Source organism: Pseudomonas sp. TH39(2020) (assembly GCF_016650715.1).
Taxonomy (GTDB): Bacteria; Pseudomonadota; Gammaproteobacteria; order Pseudomonadales; family Pseudomonadaceae; genus Aquipseudomonas; species Aquipseudomonas mandelii_C.
The window spans coordinates 1-23,055 of record NZ_JAEKFF010000008.1; the positions used below are offsets into that span (position 1 = coordinate 1).

Annotated in this window: 20 protein-coding genes and 1 pseudogene; 5 read left to right on the top strand and 16 right to left on the bottom strand. The window is 59.0% G+C overall.

Features of this window, described 5'->3' with window-relative positions:
- A pseudogene (locus tag JFU47_RS33195) lies at positions 1-154 on the top strand (GntR family transcriptional regulator); the annotation flags it as partial.
- Between the two features lie 82 nt (positions 155-236).
- On the opposite strand, the gene JFU47_RS28275 reads toward JFU47_RS33195, so the two are convergent.
- From JFU47_RS28275 to JFU47_RS28320, 10 genes are all read right to left on the bottom strand, one after another.
- On the bottom strand, positions 237-2,621 hold the full coding sequence (locus JFU47_RS28275) for an efflux RND transporter permease subunit (protein ID WP_201187370.1): 2,385 nt from the start codon (positions 2,619-2,621) through the stop codon (positions 237-239).
- 28 nt (positions 2,622-2,649) lie between these two features.
- Entirely contained in the window at positions 2,650-3,717 is a 1,068-nt protein-coding gene (locus tag JFU47_RS28280) for a WD40/YVTN/BNR-like repeat-containing protein (protein ID WP_201187372.1), read from the bottom strand.
- 582 nt (positions 3,718-4,299) lie between these two features.
- Complete coding sequence (locus JFU47_RS28285; protein WP_201187374.1) at positions 4,300-5,316, bottom strand: IS110 family transposase; 1,017 nt, start codon at positions 5,314-5,316, stop codon at positions 4,300-4,302.
- Between the two features lie 219 nt (positions 5,317-5,535).
- Positions 5,536-5,700, bottom strand: coding sequence for a hypothetical protein (locus JFU47_RS28290; RefSeq protein WP_201187376.1), 165 nt, complete (start codon positions 5,698-5,700; stop codon positions 5,536-5,538).
- 537 nt (positions 5,701-6,237) lie between these two features.
- The gene (pepN, locus tag JFU47_RS28295) at positions 6,238-8,895 is read right to left on the bottom strand and encodes an aminopeptidase N (RefSeq protein ID WP_201187378.1); all 2,658 of its coding nucleotides are present in this window, start codon (positions 8,893-8,895) and stop codon (positions 6,238-6,240) included.
- 10 nt (positions 8,896-8,905) lie between these two features.
- A complete protein-coding gene (locus tag JFU47_RS28300; RefSeq protein ID WP_140679041.1) occupies positions 8,906-9,736 on the bottom strand; it encodes a DUF2797 domain-containing protein in 831 nt (276 codons plus the stop codon).
- Entirely contained in the window at positions 9,733-9,993 is a 261-nt protein-coding gene (locus JFU47_RS28305) for a YeaC family protein (protein ID WP_008152127.1), read from the bottom strand. Before JFU47_RS28305 ends, JFU47_RS28300 begins: the two co-directional genes overlap by 4 nt.
- Positions 9,994-10,026: 33 nt before the next feature.
- Complete coding sequence (locus tag JFU47_RS28310) at positions 10,027-10,896, bottom strand: rhomboid family intramembrane serine protease (protein ID WP_201187385.1); 870 nt, start codon at positions 10,894-10,896, stop codon at positions 10,027-10,029.
- On the bottom strand, positions 10,893-11,867 hold the full coding sequence (locus JFU47_RS28315; RefSeq protein WP_403145944.1) for a metallophosphoesterase: 975 nt from the start codon (positions 11,865-11,867) through the stop codon (positions 10,893-10,895). The genes JFU47_RS28310 and JFU47_RS28315 overlap by 4 nt, the downstream gene beginning before the upstream one ends.
- Positions 11,864-12,754, bottom strand: coding sequence for an NAD(+) kinase (locus JFU47_RS28320; protein ID WP_030130396.1), 891 nt, complete (start codon positions 12,752-12,754; stop codon positions 11,864-11,866). Before JFU47_RS28320 ends, JFU47_RS28315 begins: the two co-directional genes overlap by 4 nt.
- A gap of 112 nt (positions 12,755-12,866) precedes the next feature.
- Between JFU47_RS28320 and JFU47_RS28325 the strand changes: the two genes are divergently transcribed.
- Entirely contained in the window at positions 12,867-13,817 is a 951-nt protein-coding gene (locus tag JFU47_RS28325) for a DUF1853 family protein (RefSeq protein WP_201187387.1), read from the top strand.
- 113 nt (positions 13,818-13,930) lie between these two features.
- On the opposite strand, the gene JFU47_RS28330 is transcribed toward JFU47_RS28325, so the two are convergent.
- Both JFU47_RS28330 and JFU47_RS28335 read right to left on the bottom strand, forming a co-directional pair.
- On the bottom strand, positions 13,931-15,214 hold the full coding sequence (locus JFU47_RS28330; RefSeq protein ID WP_201187389.1) for an arsenic transporter: 1,284 nt from the start codon (positions 15,212-15,214) through the stop codon (positions 13,931-13,933).
- 263 nt (positions 15,215-15,477) lie between these two features.
- Positions 15,478-16,581 carry a DUF2855 family protein gene (locus JFU47_RS28335; RefSeq protein WP_201187391.1) on the bottom strand — a complete coding sequence of 368 codons (1,104 nt, stop codon included), beginning with the start codon at positions 16,579-16,581 and terminating at the stop codon, positions 15,478-15,480.
- A 55-nt stretch (positions 16,582-16,636) separates the two neighbouring features.
- Between JFU47_RS28335 and JFU47_RS28340 the strand changes: the two genes are divergently transcribed.
- Positions 16,637-17,296 carry a TetR/AcrR family transcriptional regulator gene (locus JFU47_RS28340; protein WP_201187393.1) on the top strand — a complete coding sequence of 220 codons (660 nt, stop codon included), beginning with the start codon at positions 16,637-16,639 and terminating at the stop codon, positions 17,294-17,296.
- A gap of 13 nt (positions 17,297-17,309) precedes the next feature.
- On the opposite strand, the gene JFU47_RS28345 is transcribed toward JFU47_RS28340, so the two are convergent.
- The gene (locus tag JFU47_RS28345) at positions 17,310-17,870 is read right to left on the bottom strand and encodes an NADPH-dependent FMN reductase (RefSeq protein WP_123364175.1); all 561 of its coding nucleotides are present in this window, start codon (positions 17,868-17,870) and stop codon (positions 17,310-17,312) included.
- A gap of 175 nt (positions 17,871-18,045) precedes the next feature.
- Here JFU47_RS28345 and JFU47_RS28350 point away from each other — a divergent pair, with 175 nt between their 5' ends.
- Both JFU47_RS28350 and JFU47_RS28355 read left to right on the top strand, forming a co-directional pair.
- On the top strand, positions 18,046-18,306 hold the full coding sequence (locus JFU47_RS28350) for a hypothetical protein (protein WP_140679053.1): 261 nt from the start codon (positions 18,046-18,048) through the stop codon (positions 18,304-18,306).
- A gap of 88 nt (positions 18,307-18,394) precedes the next feature.
- A complete protein-coding gene (locus JFU47_RS28355) occupies positions 18,395-19,288 on the top strand; it encodes a LysR family transcriptional regulator (protein WP_140679055.1) in 894 nt (297 codons plus the stop codon).
- Here the strand turns inward: JFU47_RS28355 and JFU47_RS28360 are convergent.
- From JFU47_RS28360 to dnaQ, 3 genes are all read right to left on the bottom strand, one after another.
- Positions 19,254-19,868, bottom strand: coding sequence for a GNAT family N-acetyltransferase (locus JFU47_RS28360; protein WP_140679057.1), 615 nt, complete (start codon positions 19,866-19,868; stop codon positions 19,254-19,256). The two genes, JFU47_RS28355 and JFU47_RS28360, sit on opposite strands and share 35 nt — an antisense overlap.
- A gap of 14 nt (positions 19,869-19,882) precedes the next feature.
- A complete protein-coding gene (locus JFU47_RS28365) occupies positions 19,883-22,138 on the bottom strand; it encodes an Orn/Lys/Arg family decarboxylase (protein WP_201187395.1) in 2,256 nt (751 codons plus the stop codon).
- Positions 22,139-22,265: 127 nt separating this feature from the next.
- Entirely contained in the window at positions 22,266-23,024 is a 759-nt protein-coding gene (gene dnaQ, locus JFU47_RS28370; protein ID WP_140679061.1) for a DNA polymerase III subunit epsilon, read from the bottom strand.
- Between the last annotated feature and the right edge of the window lie 31 nt (positions 23,025-23,055).

Below are 23,055 nucleotides of genomic sequence, written 5' to 3' on the forward strand. Positions count from 1 at the left end.
ACCGAACCTGCATGAACTGGCATTGCCCCGGCACAAGGCGATTCTTACGGCGATCGAGAACCGAGATGCGCTGGGTGCGCGACATGCGACATTGGTGCAGTTGGATGATGCGCGTAGTGCGTTGAATGCAGTGCTCGGCACTGATCCCTCATAAACAACGACATTGGATTTGGTGTGGAATTTGAGATGTAAAAAAGCCGCAACCATGGTTGCGGCTTTGTTGTTTCAGCGACCGGTCAGTGAGCAAACAGCGAGTTGCCCTTCTGCCCCGCCAGTTTCTCCGGTTTGATCAGGAACCGCGCCAACGCCGGCAACAGCCACAGTGCACCAAACATGTTCCAGAGCAGCATGAAAGTCAGCATCAGGCCCATGTCGGCCTGGAACTTGATGGCCGAGAAGATCCAGGTGCACACGCCGATCGCCAGGCACAGGCCGGTGAACAGTACGGCTTTACCGGTGGACTTCAGCGTCTGGTAGTACGCCTCTTGCAACGGCAGACCCGCACGGAGGAAGCTTTCCAGGCGGCTGTAGATGTAGATGCCGTAGTCCACGCCAATCCCCACCCCGAGCGCCACAACCGGCAGGGTTGCGACTTTCACGCCGATGCCCATGAAGGCCATCAGGGCGTTACCGAGCACCGAAGTCAATACCAGCGGCAGCACGATGCACAACGTCGCCGCCCATGAACGGAAGGTGATCATGCACATGGTCGCCACGCAGAGGTACACCAGGATCAGGATGGTCAGCTCGGATTCCTTGATCACCTCGTTGGTGGCGGCCTCGATCCCGGCGTTACCGGCGGCAAGGATGAATTCCAGGCCTTCCTTGTTGTTCTCCTTGGCGAAGTCTTGCACCGCATGCACGGCGCGATCCAGCGTGGCGGCCTTGTGATCGTTGAGGAACACCAGCACCGGCGCCAGGGAGCAACTGTTGTTGTACAGACCATCAGCCCGAGCGATCGAGTTGTTCAGCACATCCGGGTTACGCGACAAGGTTTCCCATTTCAGGTTGCCTTCGTTCATGCCCTTGATCATCTGCTTGGACACGGTCACCAGCGAGATCGCCGACTGCACGCCCTCGGTGTTCTGCATCTTCCACATCAGCTCGTCGATCGGCGCCATGGCTTCGTAGCGCGAGCAGCCTTCGGACTTGGTCTTGACCATCACCACCAACACGTCGGAACTGGTGGAGTAATTGCTGATGATGAAGTTGTTGTCCTTGTTGTAGCGCGAGTCCGGACGCAGTTCCGGAGCGCCCTGATCCAGGTCACCGATTTTCAGGTTCTGGCTGTACCAGAGGCCACCGCTGAAGGCCAACAAGGCCAAAACAATCGACACCGGCGCCACTTTCGGACTGGCAAAATTCGACAGCAAACGCCAGAACGGGTGTTCGCGGTGCGCGTCTTTCTTGCTGCGTTCGACCGCGCGTTTGCTGATGCCGACGTAGGAAATCGCCACCGGCAGCAGGATCAGGTTGGTGAACACAATGACCGCCACGCCGATAGACGCGCCGATGGCCAGTTCACGAATTACGCCGATGTCGATGATCAGCAGCGTGATGAAACCCACCGCATCCGCGAGGATCGCAATCATCCCCGGCAGGAACAGCTGACGGAACGTGCGCCGCGCCGCGGTCAAGGCGTTGTCTGCCTCGCTGGACTGCAAGGCAATACCGTTGATTTTCTGCACACCGTGGGAAATACCGATGGCGAAGATCAGGAACGGCACCAGCATCGAGTAGGGATCGAGCCCGAAACCAAAGAAGTGCATCAAACCGAGTTGCCAGACCACCGCCACCAACGTGGTGCTCAACACCGCCACGGTGCTACGCATGCAGTTGGTGAACCAGTAGAGCAGGATCAATGTGATGATGAAGGCGACGCCGAAGAACATCACCACCATGACCAGCCCATCGATCAGGTCGCCGACTTTCTTGGCGAAACCGACGATGTGGATCTGAACGTTAGGGTTCTGGGCTTCGAATTTATTGCGGATCTTGTCTTCGAGTTCGTGAGAGAACTTGCGATAGTCCAGCGCCAGCAACTTGCCTTGGTCCTGCGGGTCCGGGTAGGACTCCAGCAGCGGGATATCGACAATGCTCGACTTGAAGTCGTTGGCCACCAGACGCCCGACCTGACCGGACTTGAGCACGTTGTTGCGCAACAGGTCGAGGCTTTGCTGGGAGCCGTTGTAGCTCTGCGGAATCACTTCACCACCGGCGAAGCCCTCCTCTGTCACTTCGGTCCAGCGTACGCTCGGGCTCCACAGCGACTTGAGACCGGAACGGTCAACACCGGAAATGTAGAACACCTCGTCATTGATCTGACGCAGAGTCTCCATGTACTCCTTGGAGAAGATGTCGCCATCAGTGGCTTCCACCGAGATGCGCACCGTGTTGCCCAGGTTCGCCAGATCGTTGCGATGCTCCATCATCTTTTGAATGAACGGATGCTCGAGCGGGATCATTTTCTCGAAACTGGTGGACGGCCGGATCAGCGTCGCTTGCCAGAACAGGAAAATACTGACCAGCAGGCAGATGACGATCACTGCCGGGCGGTTGTTGAAAATCAGGCGTTCGAGAAACGTCGCCTTGTCATGATGATGAGTGCTCAAGGATGTCATAGACCCGCCTTCTTATTATTTGCCCGGCTCATTTGGACGACCCATTTTTTTCATTCTCTGCGCCGGTTGGCGAAGTGACGCGAACGCCACCCTGTCCTGCCAGAATCAGATTGCCGTTGCCCGCTGCGGTGACTGCCGAAACGGAAATGCGATCCGGACGGTTGAACACGCTGAAGGTTTCGCCGTTGTCGTTGCTGCGGATCACGGAGCCGCCGTTGCCGACGATCACGATGGAACCGTCGTCGAGCAGCGTCGCGCCGGACAGACCGAACTCCAGCGCACCGCGAGTGGCCTGGAGCTCAACCGGCTCCCAGGTCGTACCGAAATCGGTGGAGCGAAACAGATTGCCCCGCAGCCCGTAGGCCAGCAGCGTATTGGCTTGAGCGGTGCCGATCACGCCAAACAGTGAGCCCTCATAGGGACCTTCAAGCTTCTCCCAGGTCTGGCCCCAGTCGGCGGAGCGGAACATGCTGCCCTGCTCACCAACGATGAACAGACCGGAGTCCTTGACCGCGGCGATGCCGTTGAGGTGGTACTGGTCTTCGTTGTCGAGGCGATCGCTGACATCTTCCCAGTTCTTGCCGCCGTCGGTGGTGGCCAGTAACGCGCCGTAAGCGCCTACGGCAAAGCCGCTATTAACGTCCTGGAACCAGACGTCGAGCAGCGGCGATTCGCGTTTCAGATCTTCGAATTGCTTGGTCCAGGTGACGCCGCCGTCCTCGCTCGCGAGGATCTGCGCATCATGGCCGACGGCCCAACCGTGCTTGTCGTCGACGAAAAACACCGACGTCAGCAGTTGCCGGGTCGGCACCTTGGCTTGGGTCCAGATCGTGCCCTGGTCATCTGAATACAAAATGTGCCCGCGATCCCCGACCGCCACCAGACGCTTGCCGGCATGCACGACGTCGAGCATCAGGCTCTTGCTGGCTTTGGCAGATTCAACGGAATAGACAATGTCGGATGCTGGCGCAGCAGCGGCCAGCACAGGTGCCGACAGCACGGCACAGCCCAACAGCGAGAGCGCTGTAGCCAGCAACGCGAATTTGCGTAGTGCCGGCGGGCGGCAGATACCCACACCCATGACAGGCTCACTCATAGACCTTCCCCCATTATTATTGTTAGGTCGTTCAACCTTTCAGGGCGCCGTAAGGGCTGCTCTTTGGGATTGTCTTTTCTGGAGCATAGTCCTGAAATACGCAATCTAGAGCCCCTTCGGAAGCTGGCTTATCCTATCGGGGTTTGGAAAGGTCTGACAATCGACGCCACGTTATGTTTTGTTAACCTGGGGGGTATGGGTGGGTGCTGAATGATTCGGTATCAGGTGGGATGATTGGGTTTTGGGTTTGGTGTACATATCCGTTGCTGCGGTAACGGCCGCTTAGGGTTTCGCCCTTACGGCGACTCACTTTTCCAGACGCCGAAAAGTAAGCAAATGTATGGTCAGCCCATCTTCTGCCACCCAGCACTGATGAGCGGTAAATCGAGCTTGCGCTAATGTATCCGGGCTCAGTGTGAGCACGGATAGCGCTCGGCCCTTGATGAGTAGTCGCTCCTGCCTGTCCTTTAAAAAGGCTTCAGCCTCCAAAGCTCTTTTGCTTCTCAGGTTTTCAGCCAGGATGTCTGCCGTTTATCGTCATCAGCTACTAACGTCGCAAAAGCCGGTGGTAAAGCGTACGGGTCAAGCCTGGAGATGTGAGCTGTAGGTGCCGCCCTTGGTTAACAATGCCCAGACGATTCTGGCCAGTTTGTTTGCCAGGGCGCAGGCCACTTTGTTCAGAGGCTTGCGGGCGAGCAAGTTTTTGGCCCACATACCGAGGGCGTCGGTTCGGTGATCGACTCGACACAACACGGCGTGAGCGCCCTGTACAAGCAGGCTTCTCAGGTATTTATCACCCCGTTTGCTGATGCCGAGCAGAACAGTTTCGTCGCCTGTTGAATACTGTCGCGGCACCAACCCCAACGAGGCGGCGAAGTCGCGGGACGATTTGAAAACCGAAGCGTCGCCGACATCGGCCACCAGCGCGCTAGCGATGAGGGGGCCGATGCCGGGGATGCTTTGCAGGCGTTGGCCGGCGTCGTTTTGGACGAGGTTTTGCTTGATCTCGACATCAAGTTTTTTGATCTCGCAGGTCAGCTGCCGAATGTCTCCAAGCATGCGTTCAATGGCATTTATCAAGCGAATGGGCAGTTCACGGCTTTGCATCAAGCCCGAGACCCGATCAAGGGCGGCGTATCCGGCCGGAAAGATGACGCCGAACTCCAGCAGAAACCCATGCACCTGATTGATGACCGCAGTGCGTCGACTGACCAAGGATTTGCGCAATCGGTGCTCCGTGCACAACACCTGCTGTTCTACGGTTTTGACTTGGACTGAGCGAGTTCTAGGACGCGAGGCCGCTTCACAAATGGCCTCGGCATCAATGAAGTCGTTTTTGTTGCCGGTGACATAGGCCTTCACATGTTGCGGTGCAATCAACTGCACTTGATGGCCTTGCTCCTTGATTTTCCGGGCAAGCCACTGCGATCCGCCGCAGGACTCCATGGCAATTTTGCAGGTCGGAATCTGCGCCAGATAGGGGAGCAACTGGTTGCGGTTAAGCTTCTTGCGCAGCACCTGATGGCCTCTGGCGTCCTGGCCATGCAGGTGGAAAGTGTTCTTGCCAATGTCGATACCCAGAAGCGTCACGGTGTTCATGAGAGATCCTCCTTCGGTAAAGAGAGAACCTCGGCAAGTTTAGACTCGCCGAGGTTCTCACCGGGCTGACCATCTCATTAAGGCTTCGCCCCGGCGTACGGCACTTCGCTAAAGCTCAGTGTTCCCTCGCTCCGGTGTCCATCAGGGGGCATCGCCTACGGTCTGCTTCGCGACGACCTCCTCTCGATGTGTGCGGCTTCGCCGCACGGCGCTACGCGCCTAACCCCCTGATGAACACCTCCACTCGGCCTGCCGAAGGGGCGAAAGATCAAGATCAAGATCAACGTCAAAAGCCAACGGCAACGGCAACGGCAACGGCAACGGCAACGGCAACGGCAACGGCAACGGCAACGGCAACGGCAAGATCAACAGCTTCGCGAGCAAGCTCGCTCCCACAGGGATTGGATGTTTGGCAGTAAGAGATTGGTCGGCTGTCAGGCCGCCTTCGCGAGCAAGCCCGCCCCCACAGGGGATTGGTGTTCGCTTTTCGCTTCTCACCACTCAACAGGCCGAGCGTTAGCTCGCCTGCAGCTCTTGATCTTGCTTTGCCCGCCCCTTCGGGAGGCTGAGTGGAGGTGTTCATCTGGGGGGCAGGCGCGCAGCGCCGTTCGACGAAGTCGAACACATCGAGAGGAGGTTGAAGCGAAGCCAACCGGAGGCGATGCCCCCAGATGAATGCCGGAACGAAGGAACGCCGAGCCTAAGCGAGGGGCCGGACGCTCGGGGCGAGCCTTTTTTTGCTTACTTTTTTTTGGCGTTTGAAAAAAAAGTGAGTCGCCGTAAGGGCGAAACCCTAAGTGGCCGTTACCGCAGAAATGGATATGTACACCATCAAAATCCCGGTCGGCTCTAAGGCCGCCATCGCGAGCAAGCTCAGCTCCTACAGGGTTCAGGTGAACCACTGTAGGAGCGAACCCAAAGTCAGGCCAGACTTTTGCTGACCACCTCGAACACATCGCTCGACAGCTGACCCGAAGCGCGAATCCGCTCCAGTTCACCTTTCATCAACGCCTGACGCGCATCGTCATACTTGCGCCAGCGAGTCAGCGGTGCCAACTGCCGAGAAGCGATCTGCGGGTTGAACCCGTTCAGCTCGATCACCAGATCCGCGAGGAACCGATACCCCGAACCATCGGCCGCATGGAAATTAATCAGGTTCTGCCCGGCAAACGCCCCGACCAGTGCGCGAACCTTGTTCGGGTTCTTGATGTTGAATGCCGGATGCTGCATCAACGCCTTGACCCGCTCCAGGCCACCGGGCAACACGCTGCCCGCCTGGACGCTGAACCACTGATCCATGACCAGAGGGTTGTCCATGAAATGCTCGGCAAAACTGGCCAGGGCCTTGGCTTTTTCGTCTTCGAACGACGAATTGACCAGTACCGCCAGTGCCGTCAGGCGCTCGGTCATGTTGTCGCTGGTTTCGAACTGCTCAAGCGTCGCCGCCAACACTTGCGGTTTACCGCTGAGCATCAGGTACGACAGCGCAATGTTCTGCAATGCACGACGAGCGAAGTGCTCGGCCTCGGCGACATACGGGGTTTTCTTCGACAAGTCGCGATTGGCCTGATAACGCAGCCACAACGCTTCGAACAAACCTTCTGCCAATTGTTTACGAGCAAACTCGCGAGCGATGTGAATGGCGTCGACGTCAGCCACTTCGCTGATCTCGGTCAGGTACGCCTCGCCCGGCAGCGAGAGCATTTCCGCGACCATCGCCTGATCCAGCGTCTCGTCCGACAACACGGTGCGCAAGGCAGATACCAGACGCTGATCCAGCACCAGTTTCTCGCCCTTTTGCTGCTGAGCAATCAGCTCTTGCAGCACCTGAACCGACAATTGCTGACCCGCATCCCAGCGGTTGAAACCGTCGCTGTCGTGCTGCATCAGGAACATCAGCTGGTCGCGGTTGTACGGGAAGCTCAGTTTCACCGGCGCCGAGAAGCCACGCAGCAACGAAGGCAATGGCTGTTCCGCGATGTCGATGAAGGTGAATGTCTGCTCGGCTTCGGTCACCGAAATGACCCGTGAGGTGCCCTGAGCACTGGCTTCACCGGAAAGACGCAACGCGATGGCCGCGCCTTTGGAGTCCAGCAGGCCCAATTCGACCGGGATCACAAACGGCAACTTCTCAACCTTGTCCGGGGTTGCCGGGCAGCTTTGACGGAACGTCAGGCTGTAGGTTTTCGCCGCCGCGTCGTAGGACTCGCTGACCGCCAAACGCGGTGTGCCGGCCTGGCTGTACCAGCGCTTGAACTGGGTCAGGTCGACGCCGTTGGCATCTTCCATGGCCTTGATAAAGTCGTCGCACGTCACGGCCTGGCCGTCATGGCGTTCGAAGTACAGGTCGCTGCCTTTGCGGAAGCCTTCGGCGCCGAGCAAGGTGTGAATCATTCCGACCACTTCCGAACCCTTTTCGTACACGGTCAGGGTGTAGAAATTGGAAATCTCGATGAAGCTGTCCGGGCGCACGGCGTGAGCCATGGGACCGGCGTCTTCGGCGAACTGGTGGGTGCGCAGGTACGCCACGTCCTGGATACGCTTGACCGTGGCCGAATTCATGTCGGCGGAGAAGCCCGAATCACGGAACACGGTGAAGCCTTCCTTCAGCGACAACTGAAACCAGTCGCGGCAAGTCACGCGGTTGCCCGACCAGTTGTGGAAGTACTCGTGGGCAACAATCGCTTCGACCCGCTGGTGCGCGGCGTCGGTCGCGGTTTCAGCGCGGGCCAGCACGGCGCTGGAGTTGAAGATGTTGAGCCCCTTGTTCTCCATGGCGCCCATGTTGAAGTCGTTGACCGCGACGATCATGAAGATGTCCAGGTCGTACTCGCGACCGTACACCTCTTCGTCCCAGCGCATGGATTTCTTCAGGCTGTTCATGGCGTGCTGGCACTTGTCGATGTTTTCCGGCTCGACATAAATGCGCAGTGCCACGGAGCGATCGGTCATGGTGGTGAAGGTGTCTTCGACGCACCACAAATCACCGGCCACCAGCGCGAACAGGTAGGCAGGTTTCTTGAACGGATCTTCCCAGGTCGCCCAGTGCCGGCCGTCTTCGCCGGGACCTGAGGCAATCGGGTTGCCGTTGGACAGCAACACAGGATAGCTGTGCTGTTCGGCAACTACCGTTGTGGTGAAGGTACTCATCACGTCCGGACGGTCGAGGTAATAGGTGATCTTGCGAAAACCTTCGGCCTCGCACTGGGTGCAGAACATCGTGCCGGATTTGTACAGGCCTTCCAGCGCAGTGTTGGTTTCCGGATGGATCCTGACGCTGGTGTCGACCGTGAAAGTGGTGCTGGTCGGGTGCAGGGTCAGGTGATTCTCGGTCAACTGGTAGTCGGCTTCACTCAGTTCGCGGTCGGCCAACGTCACCGACAGCAGGTCGAGTTGCTGACCGTCCAGCACCAGCGGCGGCAGGCCCGGGCCACGCTCAGGATTGCGGCGCATCACCAGTTGCGCATGGACCAGGCTGTGGTCCTCGTACAACTCGAAGGTCAGGTGCGTCTCGTCGATCAGGTACTCGGGCGCCTGATAGTCCTTCAGGTAGATCATCTTCGGTTGTTCGGTGCGCATGCTGGAGTCCTTACTGATGCACGGCGAGCTGGTAGGCCGTGTATTTACGAATATTGATTACGCCGGTGTCGAAAATCAGGTACTGGCCCTTGATTCCCAACAGCGTGCCTTCGGCGATCGGATTCTTGTCCAGGTTGAAGCTGACGATCTTGGCCGGGTATTGCTCGACCGGATAGCGGATTTCGAGCGTTTCTACATCGGCAATAGTCTGGATCGCCTGTAGGCCGAATCGTTCCTGCAAAACTTGCAAACCTTCGGCGCAGCTGTCGAACAGCTGATCACGAACCTGCGCCAGGTCGACCGACACCGCGTCGCCCTTGAGTAAAGCACGCCAGTTGGTCTTGTCTGCCACCTGACTGCGAAACAGGTCTTCGACGAAGCCCGACTGCTGACGGGTCGAAACCCGCATGATCGGCAAGGCCTGACGGGCGCCCTGATCGATCCAGCGGGTCGGCAGCTGAGTGGCGCGGGTAATCCCGACCTTCACCCCCGAAGAGTTGGACAGATACACAATGTGATCCGTCATGCAGAACTTCTCGCCCCACTCCGGCTCACGGCAGGTGCCAGCGTCATAGTGGCAACGCTCCGGGCTCATGATGCAGATGTCGCATTGGGCCAGTTTGGTCATGCACGGGTAGCAGTAACCCTGACTGAAACTGGTTTTGGTCTTGCGTCCGCAATGGGTGCAATGAATCGCCCCCAGGTATTCCAGGCGCACCGTGGTCCCGATCAATGGATTGACCGGCACCTCGACGTCGTCCAGACGAAACGCGTACTGCACGTTCGGCCCGTCAAGGCGAGCCGACATTTTGCTGATTGCACCGCGGCCAATCTCGATCAATGGACGGCATCCGATTTGAACAGGATATTCGGCACTTCGATCGACTTGGAGCCGCACTCCTGCACGCCCATATAACCGGTGCGCTGGTCTTCGGGCAGGTTCTGGATTTCCCAGGCGATCATCGCTTGCAGCGACAGTTCGCGTTGTTCGGCGGTGAGTTTGCCACCGTCGGACCATTTACCGATTTCCACCGCCAGTTTCAGGCTCTGGTAGATATCAGGGGTGATGTTGTTGATCATTTCGTTAAAAGAGGACATCAAGGGCTCCGCGCTCTTTAATACATAACTGTTTTAGGCGGCCAGTTTACGGCGGTTGTACAAACCACCCAACAAGCCGGTCAAGCATCCGACGAGCAACCCGCCGACGTGGGCCGCATTGGCAATTTCACCGAAGCCGATCATCGAGACCAGCCCGGACAGGCACAGCAATAGCCACACCAGCATCATCACCAGCACGCCGCGCGGCAGGCGATAAGCATGGTTCGGCGACAATAGCTGGAAAATCCAGCAATGCCCGAGCAGGCCGTAGAGCACGCCGGACAACCCGCCAAACAGGGTCGGGCCACTGAAATAATACTGGGCGTAGTTGGACACCAGACTGAAGAGCAAGGTCAGGCCGATCAGGTTGATGCTGCCCTGGCGCGACTCGATGCGTCGCCCCAGTTCCCAATACCACATGCCGTTCATCGCCAGGTGCAGGATGCCGAAGTGGATCAGCATCGGTGTCACCAGACGCCACCATTGCCCCGCCGCCAAGCTGTCGGCCAAAGGCACGAAATGGATGTACTCGCCGACAACGCGAAAATCAAGGAAGGTCAGCCAGCGCATCGTGTCGAGGTTTTCGCCCAGCAGCGTCACGGCGCCGACAAGCAGGCTCAGCAGCAACACGAACGCTGTCGCCTTGGCGTGGCGCAGTTGCTCGACGAAACTTGGGCGCTTTATGGTTTTCGCCACCGGAATGTCCAGCTTTTGATCGGGATCACCGGCCGGGAAGCGTTCGTACAACGAGCGCACGTCTTCACTGATGTTGGCCGGCACCCAAAGCACTTGCTCGCCCGCCTCTTCGCTGACCCGATGCGGCACCTGCATGCGCTGCAACAGTTTGACGAACCCGCTCAAGTCCACCGCCAGCGGCAGCCGTAAAACAGCAACGGCACTCATCGCAGCACCTCCGGCCGCTCGACATCGACCCAGACAAATTTGTGCGGGTCGAGACGGGTTTCCTGGTCCAGACGGTAGGCGACCAGTTTGCCGTAGAGCACCGCGCTGTAATCCAGACAGGCCAGGTTCGGCCGGATCGGCACCGGTTTGCCGCTGCGCCAGTAATGGCCCACGAACAACAATGGCTCATCGACGCCATAGCGCAGCAAGGTGTTTTTTTCAGTGGACGACAGCGGCGTCCGGGCCACAGGTTCGGGCAAGGCGTCGGGCTGGAACACGATGTCTCCATAGGTTTGCGGGTCGTCTTCCCAGAATTTGGTGCGGAAGAACGAACGCGTCAGGCCATCGCCACTGGTCATTGTCAGGCCATGAGGCAAGCGCATGTCAGTGCCGCGCAGCAGGCGGTCGAACACGGTGCAGGCGAAACTGCCCGGTACGGCCGAGGCCTGGAGGAAATGTTCATCGACGCAACCGTTGGGGAATAGCGCGCGCAATGGTTCGATCAGGCCCGCATCCCAGCAGGCATGCACCACGCGGAAACGCCCGGCATCGACGAACAATGGCATCTCATAGAACCATTGCAGGAAGTCATGCCAGTCAGCCGGATGGTCTTCGAATTGGGTCAGGGTTTCGTTCAGCAAACGGGCATGGCGCGGGGTGTGTTCACGCACAAACTGCTTGCCGCTGCCCGGAGGCGCCGGCGTGCTCCAGCCGAGGGCGTTGAATTCATGGTTGCCCATGATGCACAGCGCCTGACCGGCTTCGACCATGTCGTGAACGATGTGCAGCGCTTCGCGAATCCGCGGACCGCGGTCGATGATGTCGCCGACGAACACCGCCATGCGCGACGGATGCCGCCAGACGCCACCGTGTTTTTGATAACCGAGCCGGTCGAGCAAGTGCTCAAGGGTCAGAGCGCAACCGTGCACGTCACCGATCAGGTCGTAGCTTCGCGCGGGATCGAGCATCAGTCGCCTCCACCACCCAACTTGCTGCCCCAGCCGAGTTTGGTCCGGCAGACTTCATAGTAGTTGTGGTCTAGTGGGTGAATCAGCCGCAACTTCTGGGCCTTCTTGCTGATGGTGATGGTGTCACCCGGCGCGCAGGTGAAATGGTTCTGCCCGTCACAGGAGACTTGCGGGTAAATCTGCATATCTTTGGACACGACGATTTTCAGCTCACTGTTGCCATCGACCACAATCGGCCTGCCCGACAAGGTATGGGGGTACATCGGCACAATCACAATAGCGTCGAGCTTGGGATGCATGATCGGCCCGCCCGCCGACAGCGCGTAGGCGGTCGAACCGGTGGGCGTGGCGACGATCAGGCCGTCGGCCTTCTGGCTGCAGACGAACTGGCCGTCAATGTACAACTCGAACTCGATCATCCGCGTCGACTTGCCGGGGTGCAGCACCACGTCGTTCAGCGCGTCGCCCTGACCGATGGCCTCGGCGTGGCGGCGGACTTCGGCTTGCAGCAGGAAGCGGTTTTCCACCAGATAGTGGCCGTCGAGCACTTCGGCGACTTTGACTTCCAGCTCATCGGGGCGAATATCGGTCAGGAAACCCAGGCTGCCACGGTTGATGCCGAGCACCGGAATATTGTGCTTGGCCAAAGCACGTGCAGCACCGAGCAAGCTGCCGTCACCGCCGACCACAATCACCATGTCACATACTTCGCCGAGCATCTTGCGCGACGAGGTTTGCAGGCCATGACCCGGCAACACTTCGGCGATGGTGTCTTCGAGGATCACGTGCAGGTGACGATCGAGCAGAAACCGTTTAAGTCGGCGAACGGTATCCAGCACCTGCGAACTGCCCAGGCGACCGATGATGCCGATATTACGAAATTGCTCCATGGGGCCCCTAAGGTCTACGGCGGCGAAAAACACGATTATGGGCGAAAGCGCAGGATAGACAAAATCCTTTCAGCCACAACGGTGTACTCACGATTGAGGCTATGCTCGCAAGATGATCCTATTTCCCGATTTGCTGCAGTTACCCCACCAGTTGCGCCACCCCGAAGTGCGCGACCTGGCTTGGGTCATCCTCGCGCCGCCGATGCTTGGCGTCACGACGTGGCCGCAGCGTCACCCGCTGACCGGGAGTGACTGGGTGCAGGCGCCAGAGCGGCTGGAACGGTGGCTGCGGCAACTCGATCACGACAGTTATGACTTGCTGCACTGGCTGGCGCAGGCCCGAACCCGGCGATTGGGCTTGTACTACGAACGCCTCTGGCAATACGCCGTGCGGCACGCGCCGGGTATCGAGCTGATTGCCGCCAACATGCCGATCCGCCGCGAAGGCCACACGCTGGGCGAGCTGGACATGCTGCTGCGCGACAGTGACGGGGTGCATCATCTGGAACTGGCGATCAAACTTTACCTTGGCCCGCAAAATGGCGACGGACACGACACGGCGCAGTGGCTCGGCCCCGGTTGCCATGATCGGCTGGACCGCAAACTGGCCCATCTGACTCAGCATCAATTGCCGATTTCGGCGCGCCCGGAGAGCCGCGAAGTATTGGCGGCGCTGGATATCCAGCAGTTCAGTGCGCATTTGTGGCTGGGCGGTTATTTGCTGTATCCGTGGCCGGGACCGGCCGAGCCACCGAATGGTGCACATCCCCAACATTTACGCGGTAGCTGGCTGCACCAGAAGGACTGGGCAGACTTTGTCGTACAGCGCCCGTTCGGTCGCTGGCAACCCCTGCCCCGCCATGCCTGGCTGGCGCCGGCGCACTATCCGGAGGAGCAGACCTGGAGCACTGAACAGCTGAATGCCTGGCTCAGCGACCTTGAGCCACTGGCCCCGGCGCAGTTACTGGTGCGACTCACAGAAAACGCCCAGGGCGATTGGGAAGAAGCCGAGCGGCTGTTTCTGGTGGCCGATCTTTGGCCGAACGTTCCTGGCAGTGGCTGAGATTTGTGGTGACTGCAATGGCCTCTTCGCGAGCAGGCTCGCTCCCACATTTGATCTCCTTGTGCCGAAGATCCCTGTGGGAGCGAGCCTGCTCGCGAAAGGGCCAACTCGGTTCAGATGGATAACCGCAAAGCCAGCGCCGCCAATGTCACCAACAATACCGGCACCGTCAGCACAATCCCGACCTTGAAGTAATACCCCCAGCCGATCCGGATACTCTTGCGCTCCAGCACATGCAACCACAGCAACGTCGCCAAACTGCCGATCGGCGTAATCTTCGGCCCCAGGTCGCTGCCGATGACGTTGGCGTAGATCATCGCCTCCTTAACCACCCCGGTCGCCTGGCTGGCATCGATCGACAGCAAACCGATCAGCACCGTCGGCAGATTGTTCATCATCGACGACAGCAGCGCCGTCAGCACGCCCGTGCCCATGGCCGCACCCCACACGCCGTAACCGGCAAAACCATCCAGCCATCCGGCCAGATACCCCGTGAGCCCCGCATTGCGCAGCCCATACACCACCAGGTACATGCCCAGCGAGAAAATCACGATATGCCAGGGCGCTTCTTTGATGACTTTGCGGGTGGAAATCTTGTGACCACGGGCGGCAATGGCCAGCAGCAGCGCCGCGCACACCGCAGAAATGGCGCTGATCGGTATCCCCAGCGGTTCCAGAGCGAAGCAGCCGAGCAGCAGAATCACCAACACGGCCCAACCGGCATAGAACGTGGCGTTGTCGTGGATCGCAGAAGCCGGATGCGCCAGTTGCTCGGGGTCGTAATCCTTGGGGATGTCACGACGGAAAAACCACATCAGCATCGCCAGGGTCGCCGCGACGCTCACCAGATTGACAGGGATCATCACCGCCGCGTAACGGTTGAAACTGATGTGGAAGAAGTCCGCGGAAACGATGTTCACCAGGTTCGACACCACCAGCGGCAGGCTTGCCGTGTCGGCGATGAAGCCGGCGCCCATGACGAACGCCAGGGTCGCCGCCGGGGAAAAGCGCAACGCCAGAAGCATGGAAATCACGATGGGGGTGAGAATCAGCGCTGCCCCGTCGTTGGCGAACAACGCCGACACCAACGCACCGAGCAGCACCATATAAGCAAACAGCTTGCGTCCGCTGCCCCTCCCCCAACGAGCCACATGCAGCGCCGCCCAGGCAAAGAACCCCGCCTCGTCCAGCAGCAGACTGATGACAATCAGCGCGACAAAGGTCCCGGTGGCGTTCCAGATAATCTGCCACACCAGCGGGATGTCGCTCAGGTGAACGACCCCGAAAATCAGCGCAAGTACCGCGCCGAATACCGCACTCCAACCGACGCCAAGGCCTTTTGGCTGCCAAATCACCAAGGTGATGGTCAGCAGGAAAATCAACGATGCGATCAGCATGCAGTGCAGCCTTGTCGGAAAAACAAACCGCGATTCAGCCGCAACACGCGATCGGAGTAAAGCCCAACTTGCTCCCCTGCTCCTAAACGCACCGGGATCGATGTAGCAGCTGCCGAGCAGCGCGAGGCTGCGTTCGGCGACGCAGTCGTCGTAAACCCTGCGAACGCGGTATTCCTGGAACACCGCAGTGCCTGATTTCACGACGACTGCGTCGCCGAACGCAGCCTCGCGCTGCTCGGCAGCTGCTACGACAGATCGGTGTGCTATAGCCGGATCACATGCCCCGCCACCGGCGCGATCTGGCCATGAAACAACCGGGAAATCACACTCTGCGCGGCTTCATAGCCTTTGTTCTCGACCACTTCCAGCAACGGTTTATCAGTCGCCGTCAACTGCCGGTAGAAACGCTGCAAACCCTCACCAATATGCTGACTGACCCCTTCCGGTCCCCACTCGGCATTGCGCTTGCGGATCTGGATCGGCGCAAAAAAGAACACCGGTTGCGGCCCCTCAATAGCCGTCAATCGAGCCTCATCGGTGCTTTGCGCAGAACCGGCGAAGCAGCTGTAAACCAACTGCCCGGAAAAATGCTGGTGCACCTGATCCCGTAAATCCAGGTCGCCGGAAAAATCTACATACAACGTAGGGCGGTCATTGGCCAGGCTCGTCAGTTCTGCGTAGGTCACGGTTCGCTCGTAACAACCGAGCTTCTCGACAAACGCCTTGTTGCCGGTCGAGGTCAACGCCACCCGCTCCAGGTCAGGATGATTTTCCAGGCAAACCGCCGTGCCGTACGCGGTTTTGCTCGAAGCGCTGGAGAACACTAACCGGGTCGCGCCAAAGAACTGCTTGTCCTGAAGGAAGTCCGCGAGCATCGACGACGTCAGAAACAGTGGCTTGAGCAAAATCTGCAGGTTTTCGGTTTCAGGGCTGTAGTACGAATCCCAACTGCAACGGGTGTATTGGTTGTAAGCCGACGTCAGTGCCAGCCGATGCTCGGCGGCGTCATAGAAACCACGCTCGGTGATCCGTTCCGGGCGCATCCACAGATGGCTGGCAATCGGAAAGTACCCGTAGAAGCGTTCCCCGACCTTGATGCCGGCCACATCAGACGCCACGACATCGGCAAAACCCCACGCCGGGACGTGTCCCCATTCCGCCAACCCTGTAGGAAAGAACTCCCAATAGCTCATCGAATTGCCATAGGCCGCGTAGGTAATGTTGTTGGTGGTCAACGCGCACCGGTCGATCTTGAAAATCACCTCACCGGCCGCCGGAATCAGGCTACGTTGCTCCTGTTCGATTCGACTTTGGTCAAGGGCGTTTTTGCGGGTAATCAGCCGTGTTACCGTGCTTGGACTTTGCATTGTTCAGACTCCTGCTGCGCATCAGTGGCGGGTCGCACCAGAGTAGTGGCAGCCGATGAAGAGCGGGTTCGGAAATTCCAGGGGCAGCACCCCCACCCTCAATCCCCGCGCCAAACCGTTGAAACGGCCGAGCCAGGCCCGGGCGATTTTCACCGTAGATGCAATTTACGAAGCATTTGTTCGGATTTGGCAGCGCGACGGCTGGTCGGGGTTGACCACGCGCGCAGTCGCGTTGGAAGCGGGCGTTGCCATTGGCACGCTGTACGATTATTTCCCGAGCAAGGAAGCCTTGCTGTCGGGCTACATTCGACATTGCCTGGACGCCTTGTTGCTGCGCCTTGATGAACACGTCGTGCACGCGAAAGAGCTGAGCTGGCCAGCCCGGATCAAACGCTTGATACGCCTGACCTGCGACCCGAACGATACGTTTCAACCACTGTTCAATGATGATGTGTTGGCGATCGAGCACCGAATCGCCGAACCCAAACACCACCGGCGGGTATTCCAGGAGCTGTCGCAAAAATGGCGTGAAGCCTTCGCTTCCTGCGAGGACTTGCCCGCTCAACCGCCACCCTCAACCATTGATGCCTGGGTAATCATGGCCTGGGGCGGCCGTCGTTATTGCGTCACTGCACAACCGGCGGCGGAGCAAACCGCCGCGTGGCTGTCGGAAATGGAAGCAATGATCTGTAGCCGACTGACCAGAACCCCGTAACCTACGGGACTTGTCACATCTTCTTGTGTTGTTCGACCCAAAGACCATAAGCATTGATGAATTTTTGCAAAAACGGTTTTAGCGACTCGGACAGGTTACCCGCCTCGTCGAACGCTGAACCGGCACCGCTCAGATAGGCTTCTGGTTGCTGCATGCACGGCACATCCAGAAACACCATGGACTGGCGCAGGTGATGGTTGGCGCCAAAACCACCGATAGCGCCCGGCGAAGCACTGATCACCGCTCCGGGCTTGCCGCTCCAGGCACTCTTGCCATAGGGACGCGAACCCACATCGATCGCGTTCTTCATCGGCGCAGGCACCGAACGGTTGTATTCGGGGGTCACGAACAGCACCGCGTCGGATGAGCTCACTTGTTGCCGGAAAGTGCTGTAGGCTGCCGGCGGTGAAGCACCATCGATGTCCTCGTTGTAGAGCGGCAGATCGCCGATTTCGACGATAACCAGTTTGAGATTGGCAGGCGCCAGCTCGGCCAGGGCCAGCGCCACCTTGCGATTGATCGATTCCTTTCTCAAGCTGCCGACCAGTACAGCGATCGTATAGACGTTGCTCATGGAAGATTCTCGACTGTCGATGGAAAGAGCTTGTAGTTATAGATGACGATTCAAGCAGTGGGCGACTGAAAAGCGCCGCCCCTGACTATTTTTTTCCTGTAGGAAAACTTACCTCGCCCAACCACGGTCTACAGAGCCGCAAATTGAGTGATTTATCCCCAGAGGTTCTAAGCAGATGGCAGCAGTACTCGTCGGTCAGTTCCATGCAAGAGACGCGGAAGGCCGCGTTTATTCCGTGCATGAGTTCCAGGAATCCACCCCGTCGGCAGACGGTCTCACTGGCTCGGTGCCTGTCACCACCTACAAATTGGCCATTGGCGATCGCGTCAAAAAGCTCGATGACAACCAATTTCTGCTGGTGCAATCGGACGTGACCATCGTGCGTGAACCCGACACCTATGTCGGCAAACTGCCGGAAACCAACGTCGCTTCATAACCCCGTGTTATGAGCAGAAGTCATATGCGCGCACTTGAGTTAGGATTCAGCCACTGACTCCCTCACCTGCTGAACATGGACTTCACGCATGCGTTTACGTCATATCGAAGTGATCCAGGCGCTCCTGCAGACCGGTCACCTGGGCACCGCCGCCGAATGGCTGCAGTTGCCTGTGGCTGAAGTCGAAGGGATTCTGCGCGACGCCGAGGATCAGTTGGGTTTCATGCTGTTTTCCAGCGTGCGTGGACGCTTGCAGGCCACGCGTGAGGCGCGGGAGTTGCAGGTCCAGATCGCCCACGTCTATGAAGCGCTCGAGCCGGTTCAGCGGCTGGCCAACAGCCTCAAGCAATATCAGGCTCCGCCCTTGCGGATCGTCTGCACACCACCCCTGGCACAGCAGCTATTGCCACAGAGCATTGCCGCCCTGCGCCGACGCCTTCCTGACGCGCCTTGCACCCTTCTGAGTCAACCTACCCGCGAGATCGTCAGAAACCTGCTGCTGCGTGAAAGCGATCTGGGCCTGAGCCTGCATGACCCCGATCACGCCGACATTCATTGCCAGGTGATCGCCCAAGGCAAACTTCAGCTGCTGGCACCCCACGGCTGGTTGCAACCCAAACAAAAGTACATCTCGCTGCAGGACCTGGCCGGCCAATCGATGGTGGGCCTGGAAGGTCATGATCCGCTGAGCCCGGCGCTGGAAAACAAGCTGCATGCCCTGCGCCCTGCCCCGGTCATTCAAACCCGGGTACAGACTCACCAGATGATGCGCAGCATGGTCGAGGCCGGTGAAGGTCTGGCCATCGTCGACCCTTTCACCGCCCTCGGGGCGAAATCGGCCGGGCTGGATGCCTGCCCGCTGGCGCCGGCCGTGCCGATCAGCCTGTATGCCTTGACCCTCAAGAACGGGGAGCCATCGCCAGCGGTTCAGGCATTGCTGGGCATCATCACGGAACAAGCCGTGGCGATGTTGGCGAACTAAGCGGGGTTTCCAGCGGATTATCGAACAATCGATACCAGAACAGCGCCACTTCGGCGGTGTTCGGGTCGATCCCGCGATAGCGCAGATGATCGATTCCGCCCAAGACGTAACCGCGGCGCTCATAAAGCCGGCAGGCTCCCAGGTTGTTGTTCTGGGTTTCAAGCATGATGCCCGGCAGTTTCTTTTTACGACTCCAGAACTGCGCCACATCCAGCAACGCCTTGGCCACACCATGACGGCGCGCCGGCGCATGCACCGCCAACTCGTCGATATGGGCAAAGCCGTTCCAGTTGGTGCTGACCACCAGGTGACCCACGGGCTCATCATCGAGATAAGCCATGAAGATCGCGCTGTCAGCGGCATCGCGGAAACTGCTGAACTCTTCAGGATCAATGCCGTAGCACTTTCGATAGGGCGTGATCGGCGTCACCGGCCACTGCTCCACCGGTTTACCGATTTCGGCGGCACCGTAGACCGCGACTTCAAAACTGAAATCACTGCCCCAGATGTAGGCTGCAAAACCATCGTCGGCAACGCGCACCGACAGCCCTGGGTATTTCGGATTCATGACCGGTTGCATACTGGGAAAGGTCCTCATTCCTTGATGCAATCGACGGTATACAGCCGTCCATTGCCCTCGTCTTCGTGTTGCAGGCCGTGCACATCAGCGACAAACCCCGGGAAGCTGCTGTCGAACGTACGGGCAAACGCCAGGTAATCGATGATCGAGCGTGTCGACTCGGTAAAACGCTCGCCGGGCATGATCAACGGAATTCCCGGCGGGTATGGCACCAGCATCACCGCGGCGATCCGCCCATCCAGAGCATCGATCGACACTGCTTCAACCTCGCCACGCACTAATTGATCATAGGCGTCAGACGGCTTCATGGCGACTTCAGGCAGCACTGTGTACATGCGTTTGAGGTGTTTGGCCGTGGCATTGCTGCGATAGCAGGCGTGCAGTTGATCGCACAGGTCGCGCAACCCCATGCCCTGATAGCGCGTGACATTCTCTTGTGCCACGCACGGCAGGCACGTCGCGAGGCTGACATTGGCATCGTAGCTGCGCTTGAACTCCAGCAACTCGGTCAGCAGCGTGCTCCATTTGCCCTTGGTGATGCCCATGGAGAACAGCACCAGGAACGAATACAGCCCGGTCTTTTCAACGACCAACCCACGTTCCCAAAGGAATTTGCTGACCACCGCCGCCGGAATCCCTCGCTGGCTAAGGGCGCCGCCTGCCGTCAGGCCCGGCATCACCAACGTGACCTTGATCGGATCAAGCAGCACGTAGTCGTCAGTCACGCCGCCAAAGCCGTGCCAGTCGGCGTCGGGTTGCAGCAGCCAGTCGTCGGTGATCACGCGGTCAATGCCTTCCACGGACGGCGGCTGCCAGATGGAAAACCACCAATCGTCAGCGGCGATGTGCTGACGCAAATTGGCCAGCGCCCGGCGGAAACTCAGCGCTTCGTCGAACATTTCCTGCAACAGCGATCGCCCGGCCGGGCCTTCCATCATGGCCGACGCCACATCCAGCGAAGCGATGATGCTGTACTGCGGCGAGGTCGAGATGTGCATCATGAACGCTTCATTGAAGCGATCCCGATCCAGCTGCCGCGCGCCGCCGTCCTGGACGTGAATCATCGACGCCTGACTGAACGCCGCCAGCAGTTTGTGAGTGGAATGGGTGGTGAACACCAGGGGGCCGCCTTCACTGCGGGAAGTGCCCATGCCGTAGCGTCCGGCGAAGAACTCGTGAAACGCCGCGTAGGCGTACCAGGCTTCATCGAAGTGCAAGACCTCGACACTGTTGCCCAGTTGCTGCTTGATCAGCTCAGCGTTGTAACAGAGGCCGTCGTACGTCGAGTTGGTCACCACCGCCAGCTTGACCTTGGGCGCCCGGCCCTTGGTCAGCGGGCTGGCGTCGATCTTGGCCTGAATCGATTCGCGACTGAATTCGCTTAATGGAATCGGGCCGATGATCCCCAGCTCATTGCGTTCCGGGCACAGGTACAGCGGAATGGCGCCGGTCATGATGATCGAGTGCAATATCGACTTGTGGCAGTTGCGATCCACCAACACCAAGTCATCGCGAGCGACCATCGAATGCCAGACGATTTTGTTGGCGGTCGAGGTGCCATTGATCACAAAGAAAGTGTGATCGGCGCCGAAATTGCGGGCAGCACGGGCCTCGGCTTCTGCCAGCGGACCGGTGTGATCGAGCAAAGAACCGAGTTCCGGCACCGACACCGATAAATCGGATCGCAGGGTATTTTCCCCAAAGAACTGGTGAAACGCCTGACCCACCGGGCTCTTGTGGTACGCCACACCGCCGCCATGGCCGGGCGTGTGCCAGGAATAATTGGAATCGGCCGTGTGCTGCACCAGCGCTTTGAAAAACGGCGGCAGCAGACCATCCAGATATTTGCGGGCCGCTCGAGCGACCTGCCTGGCCAGAAAAGGCACGGTGTCTTCGAACAGATAAAGAATCCCGCGCAGCTGATTGAGTTCGGCCATGGCGTCGGCAGGAGCGCTCTCAAGGGTCACCTGCTCACCCAGCGCGAAGATCGGCAAGTCGGGCGCACGCACCCGCGCCAGGCCGATCAGCTCGGCCATGTTGTGCAATAGATGAGAGTGGGTGCTGGCGTCTTCGGCCGCAATCAACATGCAGGAAAGACCGTGATGGGTCGAGGCAACCAGACGCCCTTCGGTGTAATCCACCGCCGAGACAATGCTGAAGCCTTCCTGCTCCAGCTCCCGGGCGATGCCACGCACGCGATCACCGGCGACGGTGTCGGCCTTGATGTCGCGATGGACGATCAGGACCGGGAATTTCAAATCTTTATACATGGGGCTCAGTGTCCTGAGGCGGCAGACCGTGGTCCGCCAATCACCTCAGGGTAGAGGGTTCGAGCGCATGTGGCGAGTGCGGCGCCCCGAAGGAGGTCATCGGGCGCACCATTGTGTGGCGAAAAAATCAGGCTTGAGCCTTGGCCTCGGCCAGTTGTTGCCAGAGCGAAGGGGCGCCGGCGGATTTGGCGATGGTTTCCAGGCGTGCCACGTGTTGGGCCAGGTCATCTTCGCTGGCACGGATGATACGCGTCGGTTGACGATCGATCGGCAGGCGGCGGATCTCGGTGGCGGAATTGTCCGCACCTTCCCCGGAACCGTTGCCGTCCGAAGCATTACCGGCCAGGGACAGGCTGGTCTGGCCGCCCGTCATGGTCAGGTAAACGTCGGCGAGGATCTCGGAGTCGAGCAAGGCGCCGTGCAGTTCACGACCGGAGTTGTCGACGCCATAGCGTTTGCACAAGGCGTCGAGGCTGTTGCGCTGCCCCGGGTGACGTTCCCGGGCCATCATCAGGGTGTCGAGGATCGAGCAGTGCTGCGTGATGTCCGCACGATCGTGCTGGCCCATCAGGGCGAATTCGTTGTTGATGAAGCCAACGTCGAACGCCGCGTTATGGATGATCAGCTGCGCACCCTTGATGAATTCAAAGAATTCATCGGCCACTTCAGTGAAGCGCGGCTTGCCGACCAAAAATTCGTTGGTGATGCCGTGGACGCCAATGGCGCCTTCATCACTCTCGCGGTCCGGTTGCAGGTAAACGTGGAAATGCCGGCCCGTCAGGCGCCGACCGATCAACTCGACACAACCGATTTCGATAATCCGGTGGCCGTCGGTCACCGGCATGCCGGTGGTTTCGGTATCGAGTACAACGGATCTGGTGGCCATCAGTGCTCAGCTCTCAACGGGTCATTCGTGC

Coding starts and splice junctions, on each gene's coding strand:
- JFU47_RS28275 (WP_201187370.1), bottom strand. CDS start 2,621: ATGACATCCTTGAGCACTCATCATCATGACAAGGCGACGTTTCTCGAA.
- JFU47_RS28280 (WP_201187372.1), bottom strand. CDS start 3,717: ATGAGTGAGCCTGTCATGGGTGTGGGTATCTGCCGCCCGCCGGCACTA.
- JFU47_RS28285 (WP_201187374.1), bottom strand. CDS start 5,316: ATGAACACCGTGACGCTTCTGGGTATCGACATTGGCAAGAACACTTTC.
- pepN (WP_201187378.1), bottom strand. CDS start 8,895: ATGCGCACCGAACAACCGAAGATGATCTACCTGAAGGACTATCAGGCG.
- JFU47_RS28305 (WP_008152127.1), bottom strand. CDS start 9,993: ATGTCCTCTTTTAACGAAATGATCAACAACATCACCCCTGATATCTAC.
- JFU47_RS28310 (WP_201187385.1), bottom strand. CDS start 10,896: ATGAGTGCCGTTGCTGTTTTACGGCTGCCGCTGGCGGTGGACTTGAGC.
- JFU47_RS28320 (WP_030130396.1), bottom strand. CDS start 12,754: ATGGAGCAATTTCGTAATATCGGCATCATCGGTCGCCTGGGCAGTTCG.
- JFU47_RS28325 (WP_201187387.1), top strand. CDS start 12,867: ATGATCCTATTTCCCGATTTGCTGCAGTTACCCCACCAGTTGCGCCAC.
- JFU47_RS28330 (WP_201187389.1), bottom strand. CDS start 15,214: ATGCTGATCGCATCGTTGATTTTCCTGCTGACCATCACCTTGGTGATT.
- JFU47_RS28335 (WP_201187391.1), bottom strand. CDS start 16,581: ATGCAAAGTCCAAGCACGGTAACACGGCTGATTACCCGCAAAAACGCC.
- JFU47_RS28340 (WP_201187393.1), top strand. CDS start 16,637: ATGAAGAGCGGGTTCGGAAATTCCAGGGGCAGCACCCCCACCCTCAAT.
- JFU47_RS28345 (WP_123364175.1), bottom strand. CDS start 17,870: ATGAGCAACGTCTATACGATCGCTGTACTGGTCGGCAGCTTGAGAAAG.
- JFU47_RS28350 (WP_140679053.1), top strand. CDS start 18,046: ATGGCAGCAGTACTCGTCGGTCAGTTCCATGCAAGAGACGCGGAAGGC.
- JFU47_RS28355 (WP_140679055.1), top strand. CDS start 18,395: ATGCGTTTACGTCATATCGAAGTGATCCAGGCGCTCCTGCAGACCGGT.
- JFU47_RS28360 (WP_140679057.1), bottom strand. CDS start 19,868: ATGCAACCGGTCATGAATCCGAAATACCCAGGGCTGTCGGTGCGCGTT.
- JFU47_RS28365 (WP_201187395.1), bottom strand. CDS start 22,138: ATGTATAAAGATTTGAAATTCCCGGTCCTGATCGTCCATCGCGACATC.
- dnaQ (WP_140679061.1), bottom strand. CDS start 23,024: ATGGCCACCAGATCCGTTGTACTCGATACCGAAACCACCGGCATGCCG.